14 protein-coding genes and 2 tRNA genes are annotated in these 15415 nt (G+C 65.6%); 5 read left to right on the plus strand and 11 right to left on the minus strand.

Annotated features, from left to right (window positions below):
• Positions 1-19 precede the first annotated feature (19 nt).
• The 5 genes from NCCP691_RS17770 to NCCP691_RS17790 all read left to right on the plus strand — a co-directional run bounded on the left by NCCP691_RS17770 (position 20) and on the right by NCCP691_RS17790 (position 3360).
• Positions 20-784 (plus strand): cytochrome c1, encoded by a 765-nt coding sequence (locus tag NCCP691_RS17770; protein ID WP_220809903.1) that lies wholly within the window; start codon positions 20-22, stop codon positions 782-784.
• A 91-nt stretch (positions 785-875) separates the two neighbouring features.
• Positions 876-1487 (plus strand): glutathione S-transferase N-terminal domain-containing protein, encoded by a 612-nt coding sequence (locus tag NCCP691_RS17775; RefSeq protein ID WP_220809904.1) that lies wholly within the window; start codon positions 876-878, stop codon positions 1485-1487.
• A 55-nt stretch (positions 1488-1542) separates the two neighbouring features.
• Complete coding sequence (locus NCCP691_RS17780) at positions 1543-2025, plus strand: ClpXP protease specificity-enhancing factor (protein WP_220809905.1); 483 nt, start codon at positions 1543-1545, stop codon at positions 2023-2025.
• A 25-nt stretch (positions 2026-2050) separates the two neighbouring features.
• Positions 2051-2126: transfer RNA gene (locus NCCP691_RS17785), tRNA-Thr, on the plus strand.
• A gap of 109 nt (positions 2127-2235) precedes the next feature.
• Positions 2236-3360 (plus strand): glycosyltransferase, encoded by a 1125-nt coding sequence (locus NCCP691_RS17790; protein WP_220809906.1) that lies wholly within the window; start codon positions 2236-2238, stop codon positions 3358-3360.
• A gap of 1 nt (position 3361) precedes the next feature.
• Here NCCP691_RS17790 and NCCP691_RS17795 read toward each other — a convergent pair whose 3' ends face one another.
• From NCCP691_RS17795 to NCCP691_RS17845, 11 genes are all read right to left on the minus strand, one after another.
• Positions 3362-3928, minus strand: a complete 567-nt coding sequence (locus NCCP691_RS17795) for a UbiX family flavin prenyltransferase (protein ID WP_220809907.1) — start codon at positions 3926-3928, stop codon at positions 3362-3364.
• Between the two features lie 16 nt (positions 3929-3944).
• A complete protein-coding gene (gene grxD, locus NCCP691_RS17800; RefSeq protein WP_220809908.1) occupies positions 3945-4256 on the minus strand; it encodes a Grx4 family monothiol glutaredoxin in 312 nt (103 codons plus the stop codon).
• Between the two features lie 143 nt (positions 4257-4399).
• The gene (locus NCCP691_RS17805; protein WP_220809909.1) at positions 4400-6742 is read right to left on the minus strand and encodes a Tex family protein; all 2343 of its coding nucleotides are present in this window, start codon (positions 6740-6742) and stop codon (positions 4400-4402) included.
• A 71-nt stretch (positions 6743-6813) separates the two neighbouring features.
• The gene (gene prmC / locus NCCP691_RS17810) at positions 6814-7638 is read right to left on the minus strand and encodes a peptide chain release factor N(5)-glutamine methyltransferase (RefSeq protein ID WP_220809910.1); all 825 of its coding nucleotides are present in this window, start codon (positions 7636-7638) and stop codon (positions 6814-6816) included.
• A gap of 11 nt (positions 7639-7649) precedes the next feature.
• Complete coding sequence (locus NCCP691_RS17815; protein WP_220809911.1) at positions 7650-8126, minus strand: disulfide bond formation protein B; 477 nt, start codon at positions 8124-8126, stop codon at positions 7650-7652.
• A 74-nt stretch (positions 8127-8200) separates the two neighbouring features.
• Positions 8201-9283 carry a peptide chain release factor 1 gene (gene prfA / locus NCCP691_RS17820; protein WP_220809912.1) on the minus strand — a complete coding sequence of 361 codons (1083 nt, stop codon included), beginning with the start codon at positions 9281-9283 and terminating at the stop codon, positions 8201-8203.
• An 80-nt stretch (positions 9284-9363) separates the two neighbouring features.
• The gene (gene hemA / locus NCCP691_RS17825) at positions 9364-10653 is read right to left on the minus strand and encodes a glutamyl-tRNA reductase (protein ID WP_220809913.1); all 1290 of its coding nucleotides are present in this window, start codon (positions 10651-10653) and stop codon (positions 9364-9366) included.
• A gap of 220 nt (positions 10654-10873) precedes the next feature.
• Positions 10874-11539 carry a response regulator transcription factor gene (locus NCCP691_RS17830; protein WP_220809914.1) on the minus strand — a complete coding sequence of 222 codons (666 nt, stop codon included), beginning with the start codon at positions 11537-11539 and terminating at the stop codon, positions 10874-10876.
• A gap of 17 nt (positions 11540-11556) precedes the next feature.
• Complete coding sequence (locus NCCP691_RS17835; RefSeq protein WP_220809915.1) at positions 11557-12687, minus strand: sensor domain-containing diguanylate cyclase; 1131 nt, start codon at positions 12685-12687, stop codon at positions 11557-11559.
• 30 nt (positions 12688-12717) lie between these two features.
• Positions 12718-14814, minus strand: coding sequence for a putative bifunctional diguanylate cyclase/phosphodiesterase (locus NCCP691_RS17840; RefSeq protein ID WP_220809916.1), 2097 nt, complete (start codon positions 14812-14814; stop codon positions 12718-12720).
• A 505-nt stretch (positions 14815-15319) separates the two neighbouring features.
• Positions 15320-15395 (minus strand) — tRNA-Phe (locus tag NCCP691_RS17845).
• Positions 15396-15415 lie beyond the last annotated feature (20 nt).

The following is a 15415-nucleotide window of genomic DNA, read 5'->3' on the forward strand; positions in this document are numbered from 1 at the left end:
CCGCAAGGGATAGAACAAGATGAAATTGCTGAAAAAACTGATTGCGGTCCTGGCCCTGGCGCCGATCATGGCGCTGGCTGCCGAAGCCACTTTCCCGCTCGACAGGGCGCCGGACCGTACGCGTGACCTGCCGGCGCTGCAGAACGGCGCCAAGCTGTTCGTCAACTACTGCCTGAACTGCCACTCGGCGTCCGCCATGCGCTACAACCGCCTGCGCGACATCGGGCTGACGGAAGACCAGATCCGCAACAACCTGCTCTTCACGTCGGACAAGGTCGGCGACCTGATGACGATCTCCATGACCGCCAAGGATGCGAAGGACTGGTTCGGCGCCGTGCCGCCGGACCTGTCGGTGATCGCGCGCGCCAAGGCATCCGGCGCGGGATCGGGTGCGGACTGGCTGTACACCTACCTGCGCACCTTCTACAAGGACGATACCCGCCCGACCGGCTGGAACAACCTGGTCTTCCCGAACGTCGGCATGCCGCACGTGTTGTGGGAACTGCAGGGTGTGCGCGCGGCCAAATTTGCGGAGGAAAAAGATCCTCACGACGCCTCGAAGACGGTGCACAAGTTCGTCGGCTTTGAGCAGGTGAAACCCGGTCACCTGTCCAGCATCGACTACGACAACGCGACCGCCGATCTGGTGGCTTACCTCCAGTGGATGGGTGAGCCGGCACAGAACGCACGCGTGCGTCTCGGCGTTATCGTGCTGCTGTTCCTCGGCGTATTCATGGTGCTGGCATGGCGCCTGAACGCGTCGTACTGGAAGGACATCAAGTAAGTTTGTGTCCCGTCAGCCGAGCGAGGCCGACGGGCGTTTGTTTCGGGGTGAGCCGCAAGGTCTCACCCCTTTGTTTCTAAGGAACTGCGACATGATGGTTCTCTATTCGGGCACGACCTGCCCATTTTCCCAGCGCTGCCGACTGGTCCTGTTTGAAAAAGGCATGGACTTCGAGATTCGCGACGTCGACCTGTTCAACAAGCCGGAAGACATCTCGGTCATGAACCCCTATGGCCAGGTACCCATCCTGGTCGAGCGCGACCTGATCCTGTACGAGTCCAACATCATCAACGAGTACATCGACGAGCGTTTCCCGCATCCTCAACTGATGCCGGCCGACCCGCTGATGCGCGCGCGCGCGCGCCTGATGCTGTTCAATTTCGAAAAGGAACTGTTTGTCCACGTCCACACGCTCGAGAACGACAAGAGCAAGGGCGCGGAAAAGGTCCATGACAAGGCCCGCGCGGAGATCCGCGACCGCCTGACCCAGCTGGCACCGCTGTTCCTCAAGAACAAGTACATGCTCGGCGACGAGTTCTCCATGCTCGACGTGGCGATTGCGCCCTTGCTCTGGCGCCTCGACCATTACGGCATCGAACTATCGAAGACGGCTGCGCCTCTGATGAAGTATGCCGAGCGCATCTTCTCGCGCCCGGCGTACATCGAAGCGCTGACGCCTTCTGAAAAGGTCATGCGCCGCTGATCCGGCAAACCAGAACGCCGCGGTCCGCCGCGGCGCCACAACAGGGCAGGCCAACATGTCGGAAATCTCTACCAAGCCATATCTGTTGCGCGCCATTTACGAATGGTGCACCGACAATGGCTACACGCCGTATATCGCGGCGGCGGTCGATGCACATACCCGGGTCCCGCGCGAATTCGTCAAGAATGGCGAAATCGTGCTCAACATCAGCTTCACCGCCACCAGCGGCCTGAAGCTGGGCAACGACTACATCGACTTCAACGCGCGCTTCGGCGGCGTGTCGCGGGAGATTTCGATTCCGGTGTCGAACGTGGTGGCGATCTACGCGCGCGAGAACGGCCAGGGCATGGCCTTCGAGGCCACCCCAATTCAGGCGGAGGAAGCATCCGACGCAGCCGACGAGGGTGCCAGGGCGCCGGCGCTGTCCGCCGTCCCGAGCGCGGAGGCGGAGGGCGCGGACAAGGACAAGCCCGGACCCGACGACGGCGGCGAACCGCCGAAGAAGGGTGGCCGCCCGACACTTACCCGCATCAAATAAAGTACAATACGAAGCTTCAAGTTTTGCCGGCTTAGCTCATCAGGTAGAGCAGTTGATTTGTAATCATCAGGTGGCGGGTTCGAGTCCTGCAGCCGGCACCACCATTCCAGAACTCGCTGCCCAGGCAGCGAGTTTTTCTTTTCAGCGATCGGTTGTGGTAACCGGCCCGCTTCCCTCCGTGCAGCAATTCTCCCGCATGTCGCTAGAATAGTGCTTCGTCGCACAAAGCGGAGCAGCAAAATTAAGACCATACACATCATCGGCAGCGCCGAACTCGGCGGTGCGGAGAGCTTCTTCATCCGGTTCGTCGACGCACTCGCGCAGGCCGGCCATGAAACCATCGCGGTCTCCCGGAAAGGCGGTCCGATCGCGAAGCTGCTGTCGCCGGCGGTCAGGCAGGTTCACCTGCCCTTTGCCTCGAAGTGGGATTACTGGACCCGGTGGCAGCTCGGCCGCCTCATCAAGGCCGAGCAGCCGGCGGTGGTGCAGACCTACATGAGCCGGGCGACCCGACTGACCAGGATGCCCGCGGGCAGCACGGCGGTTCATGTCGCCCGGCTCGGCGGCTACTACACCATCCCGGGCAACTATGACCATGCCGAGGCCTGGGTGGGAAATACCCGCGACATCTGCGACTACCTGATCAAGCAAGGCTTGCCGGCCGAGCGTATATTCCACATCGGGAATTTCGTGCCGCAGCCGCGGAACGTTTCCGCCGACGAGCTCGCCTCGCTGCGCGCTGCCTTGCAACTGCCGGATGACGCCGTCGTTGTCTTCGCGCTCGGCAGGATGATCGAGAAGAAAGGTTTCCAGGATCTGATCGAAGCGTTTGCGACGCTGCCTCCCGACCACGACGGCCGGCCGCTGCGCTTGCTGCTCGTCGGCGACGGCACCGAGCGCGAACGCTATGAAACGCTCGCGAAAAAGCTGGGCGTGATCGACAGGGTGCGCTTCGCCGGCTGGCAGACGGACCCGGTGCCGTATTTCAGGCTCGCGAATGTTTTCGTCTGCCCGTCGCGTCACGAGCCTCTCGGCAATATCCTGCTCGAAGCCTGGACCCACAGGCTGCCGGTGCTGACTACACGTAATGAAGGCGCGCAGGAACTGGTCGGCGATGACGAGAGCGCATTGCTGGTGCCGGTGCGCGACCCGGCGGAAATGGCAAACGGTCTGCGGCGCATGCTGGCGCTGACGGACGCCGAGCGAACGAAGATGGTTGCCGCCGGCGTCGAGACGGTCAGGGTCCACAGCGGCGACGCGGTCATCCGCAAGTACCTCGAACTCTATGAAGAACTGCAACGCCGCAAGAGCAGCGGGTGGGTGAAGGTCGCCTGAGCTACTCGCCCATGCCGCGCCAGCGCGGCGCAAGATGGTGGGCCAGTCCGTACAGGTCGAGCACCCGACCGAGCGTATGGTCGACCATTTCGGCGATGTTCTGCGGCCGGTGGTAGAAGGCGGGCAGCGGGGGGAAGACGATGCCGCCCATTTCGGTCACGGCTGTCATGTTGCGCAGGTGGGCGAGATTGAACGGCGTTTCCCGCACCATCAGCACCAGCCGCCGGCGCTCCTTGAGCACCACGTCCGCTGCGCGGGTGATCAGATTGTCGGAGAGGCCGTGGGCGATCGCGGCCAGGGTCTTCATCGAGCACGGGGCGACGATCATGCCTTCGGACTGGAAGGAGCCGCTGGCGATCGCGGCGCCGACATCGCGCACATTGTGGACGACATCGGCCAGTGCCTCGACTTCCTTGCGGCCCATGTCGAGTTCCTGGTGCAGATTGAGCACGCCGGCGTCGGAGACCAGCAGGTGGGTCTCGACCTCCGGCGCTTCGCGCAGGACCTGCAGCAGGCGCACGCCGTAGATCGCGCCGGTGGCGCCGGTGATGGCAACGATCAGGCGCATCGGGCCGCGGCCGTGATCAGGACTTCAGCAGCGTCTGCAGTTCGCCCGACTCGTACATCTCGGTCATGATGTCGGAGCCGCCGACGAATTCGCCCTTCACATACAGCTGGGGGATGGTCGGCCAGTTCGAGAATTCCTTGATGCCCTGGCGGACTTCCGCGTCTTCCAGGACGTTGACGGTGACGATGTTCTCGACGCCGCATGCGTTCAGGATCTGGATGGCACGGCCGGAAAAGCCGCACTGCGGGAATTGGGCGGTGCCCTTCATGAACAGCACGACCGGGTGCTGGGTAACGGTTTCTTTGATCCAGTTTTGTACATCGCTCATGGCATTGCCTCGGCTAGGTTGGTTTAGGACGTCATTATAGGGAAAAGGCGCGCGCCACGCCGGACGCGAGAACCCTTCTGCAGGCCCCCGCAAACAAAAAAGGGATGCCGGAATGGCATCCGTGGTCCCGGGCCGAAGCCGGGTCAGCGCTTGAGCTTGGCGAAGGCGGCGGCCATGGCATTGTTCGCCGCCGGCTGGGCCCGCTGCTGATGCTGCTGCAGACGGCGCGCATCATTGCGGTCGCCGCGCTGCTCCGGGCGTGCCCCCGCCGGCGCCGGCGTGTCGTTCAGGCGCATGGTCAGGGCGATGCGCTTGCGCTTTTCATCGACTTCCAGCACCTTGACCTTGACCACCTGACCGGCCTTGACCACGGTATGCGGGTCTTTCACGAAGGTGTTGGACAGCGCGGAAATATGGACCAGTCCGTCCTGGTGCACGCCGATGTCGACGAAGGCGCCGAAGGCGGCGACGTTGGTGACCACTCCCTCCAGGATCATGTCCGGGCGCAGGTCGCGGATGTCTTCCACGCCGTCCTTGAAGGTCGCGGTCTTGAACTCCGGCCGCGGATCGCGCCCCGGCTTTTCCAGTTCCTTCAGGATGTCGCTGATGGTCGGCACCCCGAACTTGTCGTCCGCGTACTTGGCCGGCGTGATCGACTTGAGCAGCCGGCCGTCGCCGATCACTTCCTTCACGTTCTTCCGGATGTCGGCCAGGATCTTTTGCACCAGCGGATAGGATTCGGGGTGGACCGCGGAGGCGTCGAGCGGGTTGGCGCCGTTCATGATGCGCAGGAAGCCCGCCGCCTGCTCGAAAGTCTTGTCGCCGAGACGCGGCACCGCACGCAGGTCTTCGCGCGAGGCAAACATGCCCTTCATGTCGCGGTAATTGACGATGCTTTGCGCGACGCTCGCATTGAGGCCGGAAACCCGGGCCAGCAAGGGCACCGAGGCGGTGTTGACGTCGACGCCGACGGCGTTGACGCAGTCTTCCACCACCGCGTCCAGCGAGCGCGCGAGCTGGTTCTGGCTGACGTCATGCTGGTACTGGCCGACGCCGATGGATTTCGGGTCGATCTTCACCAGTTCGGCCAGCGGATCCTGCAGGCGGCGCGCGATCGAGACCGCGCCGCGCAGCGAGACGTCGAGCTCGGGCAGCTCGCGCGAGGCGAATTCGGATGCCGAGTAGACCGAGGCGCCGGCTTCCGACACCACGATCTTGGTCAGCTGGAGTTCCGGATGCTGCTTGATCAGGTCCTGGGCCAGCTTGTCGGTCTCGCGCGAAGCGGTGCCGTTGCCGATCGAAATCAGCGCGACATCATGCTTCTTCGCGAGCGCGGCGAGGGTGTGGATGGAACCGTGCCAGTCGTTGCGCGGCGCGTGCGGATAAATCGTCGTGGTGTCGACCACCTTGCCCGTCGCATCCACCACCGCCACCTTGACGCCGGTGCGCAGGCCGGGGTCGAGGCCGATGGTCGCGCGCGGGCCGGCCGGCGCGGCCAGCAGCAGGTCCTTGAGATTGCGCGCGAAGACATTGATCGCCTCGATTTCGGCGCGCTCGCGCAGCGCCGTCATCAGTTCCGTCTCCAGGTGCATGAAGACTTTCACGCGCCATGCCCAGCGCACGGTATCGGCCAGCCACTTGTCGGCGGGACGGCCCTGGTTGCTGATGCCGAAACGCACCGCGATGCGGCCCTCGCAGGGATTGTGCGGCGCATCCCACTTCGGCTTTTCTTCCTCGCTGTCGAGCCGCAGCGCGACGTTGAGGATTTCCTCGCGGCGGCCGCGGAACAGCGCCAGCGCGCGGTGCGAGGGGATGGTCGAGATGGTCTCGGAATAGTCGAAATAGTCGGCGAACTTGGCGCCTTCATCCTGCTTGCCCTCGACCACCTTCGATTCGACCACGCCGTGCTCGTTCAGGTATTCGCGCAGCGTCTGCAGCAGCGTGGCGTCTTCGGCGAAGCGCTCCATCAGGATCTGGCGCGCGCCGTCGAGCGCGGCCTTGGCATCGGGCACGCCCGGGTTGTCGCCGTTGGCGGTGGAGAACGCGGGCTTGATGTATTTGGCGGCTTCCTCGTCCGGATTGAGGGCCGGGTTCGCCAGCAGCGCGTCGGCCAGTTCGGTCAGTCCGGCTTCGGCCGCGATCTGCGCCTTGGTGCGGCGCTTGGGCTTGTAGGGCAGGTAGAGGTCTTCCAGCCGGGTCTTGTCCTCGGCGTGGACGATGGCGTCGAGCAGCTCCGGCGTCATCTTTCCCTGCTCCTCGATCGAGGCGATGATCGCGGCGCGCCGGTCCTCCAGTTCACGCAGATAGCGCAGGCGCTCTTCCAGCAGCCGCAGCTGGATGTCGTCCAGGCCGCCGGTGGCCTCTTTCCGGTAGCGCGCGATGAAGGGCACGGTGGCGCCTTCGTCCAGCAGGGCAATGGCGGCGGCAACCTGGGCCGGCTTGGCGGCGAGCTCGAGGGCGAGACGTTGTTCGATCGATGGCAGCATGAAAATCGTGAATGAAGAAAAACAAGCGGGTGATGATACGCAATTTCTTTCGGCGCGCCAGTCTTGACAGCCTAAATCCGACGCCCGCCGCTCACGCGCTCTATGCCGGCCAGGTCTTGCCAGCTTTGCACGTCGGCGAAGCCGGCCGCCTGCAGCAGCGCCCGCACCGCGGATGCCTGGTCGTAGCCGTGCTCCATCAGCAGCCGGCCGCCGGGAGCGAGCCGGGGCGCCCCGCCGGCGACGATCTGCCGCAAGGCGCCGAGACCGTCGCCATGGTCGGTCAGCGCATCGATGGGCTCGTGACGCAGGTCGCCCTGCGACAGGTGGGGGTCGCCGGCGACGATGTAGGGAGGATTGGAGACGATCAGTTCGAACGCGCCCGGCGGAATGGCCGCATACCAGTCGCTTTCGATGAAGGCCACGCGCGCATGGTGACGGGCGGCGTTGGCGGCGGCGATGCGCAGGGCGGCGGTGCTGCGGTCGCTCGCCGTGACCTGCGCATCCGGCCGCTGGTGCGCGATGGCGATGGCGATGGCGCCGGAGCCGGTGCCGAGGTCGAGCACCCGGCCGCCCTGCGGCAGGTATTGCAGCGCGAGTTCGACCAGCAGCTCGGTTTCCGGCCGCGGGATCAGGACATCGGGGGTGGTGTGCAGCATCAGGCCGAAGAATTCGCGCTCGCCGACCAGGTAGGCGATCGGTTCGCCGGCGATGCGGCGCCGGAACAGCGATGCGAGGCGCAGCGCCTCGTCCTCGGTGCAGGGCTGGTCGGCGCGGGTAATCAGCTGCACCCGGGTCAGGCCGAGCGCGTGCGAGACCAGGATGCGGGCTTCCAGCGGATCGATCGGCGGCTGGCGCAGCAGTTCGCCGATCGGCGTGCCGGGAAGAACGTCGAACACGGCCGTCCGGCTTATCGCGCCTGGCGGAAGGCGGCCCAGACCAGCAGCAGCGCCAGCAGGATGAACCAGGCCAGCGACCACTGCGGGATCGACAGGCCGAGGATCGGTTCGTACTCCGCCGAGCACAGCCCCTCGGCCTTGAACAGGAAGGGCATCAGTTCGGCGGTGGGGATGCGGTTGAGCGAGGTTTCCAGCGGGTCGATGCCGCAGGATACCGCGGGATGCGCCTTGACCCAGTTGTGCCAGCCGGCGATGCCCGCCCCCGTCACGGCGCCGAGCGCGGCGAGCAGGGCGCCGGTCTTGGTCGCGCCTTTCGGAAGCAGCGCGAACACCAGGCAGATCAGGGCGACGGCGATGAAGGCATAGCGCTGCAGCACGCACAGCGGGCAGGGCAGCATTTCCTTCACATGCTGCAGATAGAGCGCATAGCCGACCAGTCCGAAGCAGACCAGGGCGATGACGAACAGAACGGGGCGTGAAGTCTTCATGAGCATGCGTGTCGTCTAGGGATGCCGTTTGAACAAAGCCGCCGCAGGAAGGTTCCTGCGGCCAATATTGTCGATTATGCCTCTTCCGCCAGCGCGGCGAGCTGTTCAGCCTGGTGCTCGGCCATCAGGGCGCTGGTGAGCTCGTCCAGGTCGCCGTCCATGATGAAGTCCAGCTTGTAGAGGGTGAGATTGATGCGGTGATCGGTCATGCGCCCCTGCGGGAAGTTGTAGGTGCGGATGCGCTCGCTGCGGTCGCCCGAGCCGATCAGCGACTTGCGGGTGGCGGCTTCCTTCGCCTGCTGTTCGCGCAGCTGGACGTCCTTGATGCGCGCGGCCAGCACCTTCAGCGCCGATGCCTTGTTCTTGTGCTGGCTGCGGTCGTCCTGGCATTCGACCACGATGCCGGTCGGGATGTGCGTGATGCGCACCGCCGAATCGGTCTTGTTGATGTGCTGACCGCCGGCGCCCGAGGCGCGGAACGTGTCGATGCGGATCTCGGACGGATTGATGTCGACATCCTCGACCTCATCCGCCTCCGGCATCACGGCCACGGTGCAGGCGGAGGTATGGATGCGGCCCTGGGTTTCAGTGGCCGGCACCCGCTGCACGCGGTGACCGCCTGACTCGAATTTCAGCCGCGAATACGCGCCATGCCCGACCACGCGCACGATGACTTCCTTGTAGCCGCCGATCTCCGACGGCGACTCCGACACCATCTCCACCTGCCAGCGGTTGCGTTCCGCATAGCGCGTGTACATGCGCAGCAGGTCGCCGGCGAACAGCGCCGCTTCGTCGCCGCCGGTGCCGGCGCGGATTTCGAGATAGATGTTGCGCTCGTCGTTGGGGTCCTTCGGCAGCAGCATCTTCTGCAGTTCGCCCTCGAGCTGCTCGATGCGCGCTTTGGCCGCCGCGATCTCTTCCTGCGCCATCTCCTTCATCTCGGGATCGGCCAGCATTTCCTGCGCGGTCTCGATATCGCGGCCGGCCTGGACATAGTCCTTGTACAGCGCGACCAGGGGGCCGAGTTCGGCATGTTCGCGGGTCAGCTTGCGGTACTGCTCGATGTCGGCGGTCACGCCTTCCTGCATCAGCAGGTTGTTCACTTCTTCCAGCCTTTCGCTGAGCTGGTCGAGCTTGGCGAGCATTGAGGGTTTCATCTTGTCCTGTGAGTCTGCGGTAGGAATGGGGCGCCGAACGGCATGCGGCGCGGCCGGCGCGGCCGGCGGGGAAAGCGCAGCTAGCGCTTGGTGCGGAAAAGCTGCGGCAGCAGCTGCGCCAGGCGGGCGCGGTCGTCGCCCTGCGCGTTGTGCAGCGCCTGCTGCGGACCGTGCAGGAACTTGGCGGTGAGGCCTTTCGACAGCGCGTCGAGCACCGAGTCGATGTCCTCGCCCCTGGCCAGCAGCTTGCGGGCGCGCTCCAGCTCCGCCAGGCGCATCGCTTCGCTGCTGTCGTGCAGTTCGCGGATCAGCGGCACCACGGTGCGGCTGTCCATCCAGTGCATGAAGGCCTTGACCCGGGTCTCGATGATGGCTTCGGCCTGCGCCACCGCGGCCTGCCGGTTTTCGATGCCGGTCTGCACGGTGCTGGCCAGGTCGTCGACCGTGTACAGGAAGACATCGTCGAGGCGTGCGACTTCGGACTCGATGTCGCGCGGCACCGCCAGGTCCACCATGAACATCGGCTTGTGGCGGCGTGCCTTGATGGCCCGCTCCACCATGCCCAAGCCGATGATCGGCAGCGACGACGCGGTGCTGGAGACGACGATGTCGAACTGCGACAGCATGTCGGGCAAGTCCGCCAGGCGGATCGCGCGGCCGCTGAACCGGTGGGCCAGCGCTTCGCCGCGCTCGAGCGTGCGGTTGGCGATGGTCAGCGATCTGGGATTCTGCGCCGCGAAATGCGTCGCGCACAGCTCGATCATCTCGCCGGCGCCGATGAACAGCACGTTCTGCTCCGACACGGTGTCGAAGATGCGCTGCGACAGCCGCACGGCCGCCGCCGCCATCGATACGCTGTGCGCGCCGATCTCGGTGGTGGAGCGCACCTCCTTGGCCACCGCGAAGGTGCGCTGGAACATCTGGTGCAGATAGGTGCCGAGCCCGCCGGCCGCTTCGGCCCGGCGCACCGCTTCCTTCATCTGCCCGAGGATCTGCGCCTCGCCCAGCACCATGGAATCGAGACCGGAGGCGACGCGGAATGCATGGCGCACCGCATTGTCCTGGGGCAGGGTGTAGAGATAAGGGCGCAGTTCGCCGTAGGGCAGCTTGTGATATTGCGCGAGGAAATGCGCGGTGGCGTCGATGGCGGCATCGACGCCGCCGGGAATCTGGCTAGCGGCGTACAGCTCGGTGCGATTGCAGGTCGACAGGATCGCCGCCTCGTCGGTGGAGCCGGGGGCCGCCGCCGCGCCGAACCACGAGCGCGCAGCCGCCACCGCATGACCGATCTGATCAGCGGGGAAGGCCACTTTCTCGCGCAGGGAAACCGGCGCGGTCGTGTGGTTGAGGCCTACGGCGAGGAGCTGCATTCGGAGAACCAGGTTTGCGGGGCCTCTATTTTAGCCCTTGTTGTGCAGGGGCACAAAACGAGGCGCCACGGTATTGGCAAAGTTGAAAACGGAAACCGGGCCGGCCGCGCATCACGGTCCGCCCATGCGATAGACAGAGACTGGCGGCAATACGTTCTCGATGCGCGCGCTGCATCGTCGCGTCCCGCCGCACTCTTGCCGTAACGGAAACGGGGCGTCGTCAGCCCCCGAGACGCTCCAGCCGGTAGCCGAAGCTGTACACCGGCGCCAGCCTGAAACCGTGCGCCGGGCGCAGATCCAGCTTGCCGCGCACCCGGGAGACGTGGGTGTCGACGCTGCGCCCGGCGTCTTCCTGGCCGGGCCAGATGGCTTCCTGCAAATACGCGCGCGACAGGGGGCGTCCGAGATGACGGAAAAACAGCAGCGCCAGGTCGAACTCCTTCTGCGTCAGCGTCACCGCCTGTCCGCGAGCGGTTACCCGGCGCTGCCCGATGTCGAATGCATAGTCGCCGAATACTTCCTGCTGCTGCGGCTGCGGATGAAAGCGCGCCAGCAGTATCGCGACCCGAGCCGCGAGTTCGCCGCGGCGCAGCGGCGTGAGCAGAAAGTCATCGGCCCCGTCCGCGAGCGCGGCCGCGATGCCCGCCTGCTCGTCCGCCCCCGCGACCAGCAACAGCGGCAGCAGTGCGCCATCGTCGCGCAGCCTGCGCAGCGCGGGCAGCACATGGCGCGCCTGATGCAGATCGGACAGCGCCAGCGCGCTGTCCCGCAGCGCCGGCTCCAGCTCCCGCATCCCCGGCACCTCGCAGGCATGGCCGCGCGCGCGAAGGATGTCGCAGGCGAGGGCGGCCTCGCGCTTGTCATGGATGAACACGGCGATCTGCATGGCGGCGGCGTGACTTCCTAGGCGAAGCAGACCGCTTCGTCCGTCGTGTCGGCGGCGACGGTGACGCGGTTGCGCCCGGCTGTCTTGGCGCGATACAGCGCGGCGTCGGCGCGCCGCAGCAGTTCATTCGACGTGAGGGCATGGGCCGGGAAGCCGGCGACGCCAGCAGACAGGGTCGCATGCACTTTGCCGTCGCCTGCCGCCACGCTGCAGGCCGCGAAGGCCCGGCGCCATTCATCCACCCGAGCGGACGCGACCTCGGGAGGCGCCGACGGCAGCAGCACCAGGAATTCCTCGCCGCCGTAGCGGCAGGCGATATCGGAGGCGCGCACCTGCTGCTGCAGCAGTTCCGACAGCGCCTTGAGCACCTCGTCGCCGACCGGATGGCCGTGGCGGTCGTTGATCTGCTTGAAATGATCGACGTCGATCATCACCAGCGACAGCGGCAGGCCCTCGCGCTGGCAGCGTGCCAGCTCCCGCTCGAACGAGGCGTCGAAGTAGCGGCGGTTGTACAGGCCGGTCAGCGGATCGCGGTTGGCCTGCTCGCGCAACTGCGCCTGCAGGCCGCTGATTTCCTCCAGCTGCCGCTTGAGCGCGAGTTCGCGCTCGCGCAACTGGGCGCGCGCCTCCTGCAGGCCGAGGGCGCGGGCATAAGCGTTCTCGGCGACGATCATCACATAGACGCCCACCGTCAGGATGGCCAGCAGCGTGGCCGGCCAGCCGGTCTCCGGGGAAAACCTGGCGCCGAACGCCAGCCAGGCCGGCACCGCGCCGGCGGACATGGCCGCCGCCGCCTGCCAGAAACCCCGCCGGCCGCGGAACACGGTGACGTTGATGGTGACCGTCACCAGAAGGATGAAGGTGATCCAGACCGGAAAGCCGAGCCCCGCCGCCCACAGGCCGCCGCAGAAGCCGTCCAGCAGCAGGTTGCGTATTTCCGCCTCGCGCGGACGCGTCGATCCGCGCGCGACCAGGTAAAGCAGCTGAGGGTAGATCAGGTACTGCACGCTGGCCAGGGCCCAGACGACGGGCCCGGCGCCCTTGTCGAACAGATGGGCGCCGATGGTGGCCAACAGCAGGAGCGAGCAGAGCGACCGGTTCCGCCGGTTCATCCTGACCATCCAGTGGACATGTGTTTTTGTTTGCATGTCCGCAAGGATAACCCGGGGCGGGCAGCTTCAGGCAGGCAGCGCGGCGACGGTCGGGAACGCGGTGGATGCGGTCACATCCGGATTGAGCAGCCGGCTGAAGTCGTCGCCCGACATCGGCCTGCCGAGCAGGTATCCCTGGGTCTGGTCGCATTGCAGTTCCTGCAACAGGCGCAGCTGCTCGGGCGTCTCCACGCCTTCCGCCACCACCTCCATCTCCAGTGCATGCGCGAGCCGGATGATCGCGGTGACGATTGAACGCGCCTGCGGGTTTTCCTCCGCCAGCGTGCGGATGAACGCCCTGTCCACCTTCATCTGCTGCACGCCGAACTCCTGCAGGTGACTCAGGCTGGAATAACCGGTGCCGAAGTCGTCGATGGCCAGCGCGAAGCCGGCCGCCTTCAGGCGGTCGACGGTCTTGCGGGTTTCGTCCGCATTCTCCATCGCCGCCGACTCGGTGATCTCGAACATCAGCAGGTCGGGCGCGATGCCGTGCCGTCGCTTCGTGGCGAGGATATCTTCCACCAGCCCCGGCGAGCGCAGCTGAATCTGCGACAGGTTGACGGCGATCGGCGCCACGCTTCTGCCTGCATCCTGCCAGGCGCGCATTTCCCGGCAAACCTGCTCCAGCACCCACTGGCCGAGCGCCAGGATCTGGCCCGACTTCTCCGCCACCGGAATGAACTCCGCGGGGGAAATCAGGCCCAGCTCCGGATGCCGCCAGCGCAGCAGCGCCTCGGCGCCGACGATGCTGGCGCCGCTGCAATCGAACTTTGGCTGATAGTGCAGAAAGAACTGGTCATGCTCCATGCCGGCGCGCAGTCCCTGCTGAATGGAGATCGTGCGCAGCGTGGCCGCATTCATCGAGGTTTCGAAGAACCGGAAGTTGTTGCGCCCGTTGCCCTTCACCACATACATCGCCGCATCCGCGTGCGACAGCAGCATGTCCACCGTGTCGCCGTCTTCCGGGAACATCGCAATGCCGATGCTCGGTGAAATCGACATCGCCGCGCCCGGCAGATCGAAGTGCGCCTTGAAGGCGTCGAGCAGCTTTTCGGCGAGCCGGGCGGCCGATGCCGGGTCGGGCACGCGGTCCGCGAACACGACGAATTCATCGCCGCCGAAACGCGCCACCATGTCCTCCCGCCGCACCGCCAGCCGCAGGCGCTGCGCCAGTTCCTTGAGCACCGCATCGCCGACGTTGTGGCCGAGCGAGTCATTGATCGCCTTGAAGCCATCGAGGTCGATGAAATACACCGCGAACTGCTCGCCCGATTCCCGCGCCGTCTGGATCGCCGCCTGGATCCGCTCGGCCAGGCGGGTGCGGTTCGGCAGACCCGTCAGCGCGTCGTGCGTGGCCTGGTGCTGCAGCCTTTCCACCAGCTGGCTGGTGCGCACTTCCATGCGCGAGTCGAGCAGCGACAGCACCATGGTGATGGCGAGGATGCCGAGCGTAGCGCCGCTGACCGAAATCGCCAGCCAGCCCGAATTGACGCCATTGGCCGCACGGCAGATCGAGTCGGCCGGAAATTCCGCCGCCGCCATGCCGGTGTAATGCATGCCCGTGATCGCTATCCCCATCACCAGCGCCGCGCCGAAACGCCGCACCCGCATCAGCCCCGGCCGCGCGCCGCGCAGCGCATGCGCGATCCACAGCGCCGCGATCGACGCGACGATCGCGATACCCACCGACGCCAGCAGGATCGGCAGCACATACCGGATCGACGGCTCCATGCGCAGCGCGGCCATGCCGGTGTAATGCATGGCCGCGATGCCGAGTCCCATCAGGATGCCGCTGCCGACCAGGCGTGTCGGAGAAAGGGTGCCGCGCGACACCAGGTCGAGCGCGAAATAGGCCACCAGGGTCGCGATCACCAAGGACGCGAAAGTGATCGCCGCGTCATAGCCGAGCGGGATCGGCAGAGAGAACGACAGCATGCCGACGAAATGCATCGACCACACGCCCAGCCCCATCGCGATGGCCCCGCCCACCAGCCACCAGAAGCGGCGCGCGCCGCCACGCAGCGTCGCGATGCGGCCGACGAGATCGAGCGTGGTATAGGAGGCGACCGTCGCGATGAACAACGACGCGAACACCAGCGGATAGCTATAAGACCCTTGCAGCATGTGAGCGTAGGCCGGCGCGCGCCGGCGTGATGCGAATCAGTGAACAGGTGCCGCGAACAGGCGCGCGCATGCGCCGCTGCAGGGGCGGCGGGACGCGGTCGTCAATCGGGCGGATATTTATTCAGGATGCTTCGCGCCGCGTGCGTAGTAGCGCGTACGCGGCGGCACGATGCAGCTTGCTCAATACGGCGGGGGTGCGGACGGATCGAGGCGTACTGCGATGTTTCCCAGAAGCAGGCATTAGGTTATGCGAAGACCATTCTCGCGTCCATGGTTTTCGGGATTGAAGTTTTTTATTGTTGCGATTGGTGCTTGCCGAAATGGCAGGGGAAGGTGGGACGCGAAGACGCGAGCGGCGCCTCATGGAGGACAAGGCGTGGCCGATGGGAAGGGAGGGGCGCGAACGTGATCGGCGGCCGAAGATGAACAAGCAGTCCGGCATACAACGACCAGGATGACGACCAAAACAAAAGGGCCCAGCCGAAGCTGAGCCCTTTTTTAAACTTGGTGGCCCGGGGCGGAATCGAACCACCGACACAAGGATTTTCAATCCTCTGCTCTACCAACTGAGCTACCAGGCCAAGGCGCGCAAGTATAGCAA

This window comes from Noviherbaspirillum aridicola (genome assembly GCF_019656455.1).
Classification (GTDB): Bacteria; Pseudomonadota; Gammaproteobacteria; order Burkholderiales; family Burkholderiaceae_D; genus Noviherbaspirillum; species Noviherbaspirillum aridicola.

Excerpts from the sequence above, each read along its gene's own strand:
- NCCP691_RS17770 (WP_220809903.1), top strand. The coding sequence starts at position 20 with ATGAAATTGCTGAAAAAACTGATTGCGGTCCTGGCCCTGGCGCCGATC.
- NCCP691_RS17775 (WP_220809904.1), top strand. The coding sequence starts at position 876 with ATGATGGTTCTCTATTCGGGCACGACCTGCCCATTTTCCCAGCGCTGC.
- NCCP691_RS17780 (WP_220809905.1), top strand. The coding sequence starts at position 1,543 with ATGTCGGAAATCTCTACCAAGCCATATCTGTTGCGCGCCATTTACGAA.
- NCCP691_RS17795 (WP_220809907.1), bottom strand. The coding sequence starts at position 3,928 with ATGCGCCTGATCGTTGCCATCACCGGCGCCACCGGCGCGATCTACGGC.
- grxD (WP_220809908.1), bottom strand. The coding sequence starts at position 4,256 with ATGAGCGATGTACAAAACTGGATCAAAGAAACCGTTACCCAGCACCCG.
- NCCP691_RS17805 (WP_220809909.1), bottom strand. The coding sequence starts at position 6,742 with ATGCTGCCATCGATCGAACAACGTCTCGCCCTCGAGCTCGCCGCCAAG.
- NCCP691_RS17815 (WP_220809911.1), bottom strand. The coding sequence starts at position 8,126 with ATGAAGACTTCACGCCCCGTTCTGTTCGTCATCGCCCTGGTCTGCTTC.
- prfA (WP_220809912.1), bottom strand. The coding sequence starts at position 9,283 with ATGAAACCCTCAATGCTCGCCAAGCTCGACCAGCTCAGCGAAAGGCTG.
- hemA (WP_220809913.1), bottom strand. The coding sequence starts at position 10,653 with ATGCAGCTCCTCGCCGTAGGCCTCAACCACACGACCGCGCCGGTTTCC.
- NCCP691_RS17830 (WP_220809914.1), bottom strand. The coding sequence starts at position 11,539 with ATGCAGATCGCCGTGTTCATCCATGACAAGCGCGAGGCCGCCCTCGCC.
- NCCP691_RS17835 (WP_220809915.1), bottom strand. The coding sequence starts at position 12,687 with ATGCAAACAAAAACACATGTCCACTGGATGGTCAGGATGAACCGGCGG.
- NCCP691_RS17840 (WP_220809916.1), bottom strand. The coding sequence starts at position 14,814 with ATGCTGCAAGGGTCTTATAGCTATCCGCTGGTGTTCGCGTCGTTGTTC.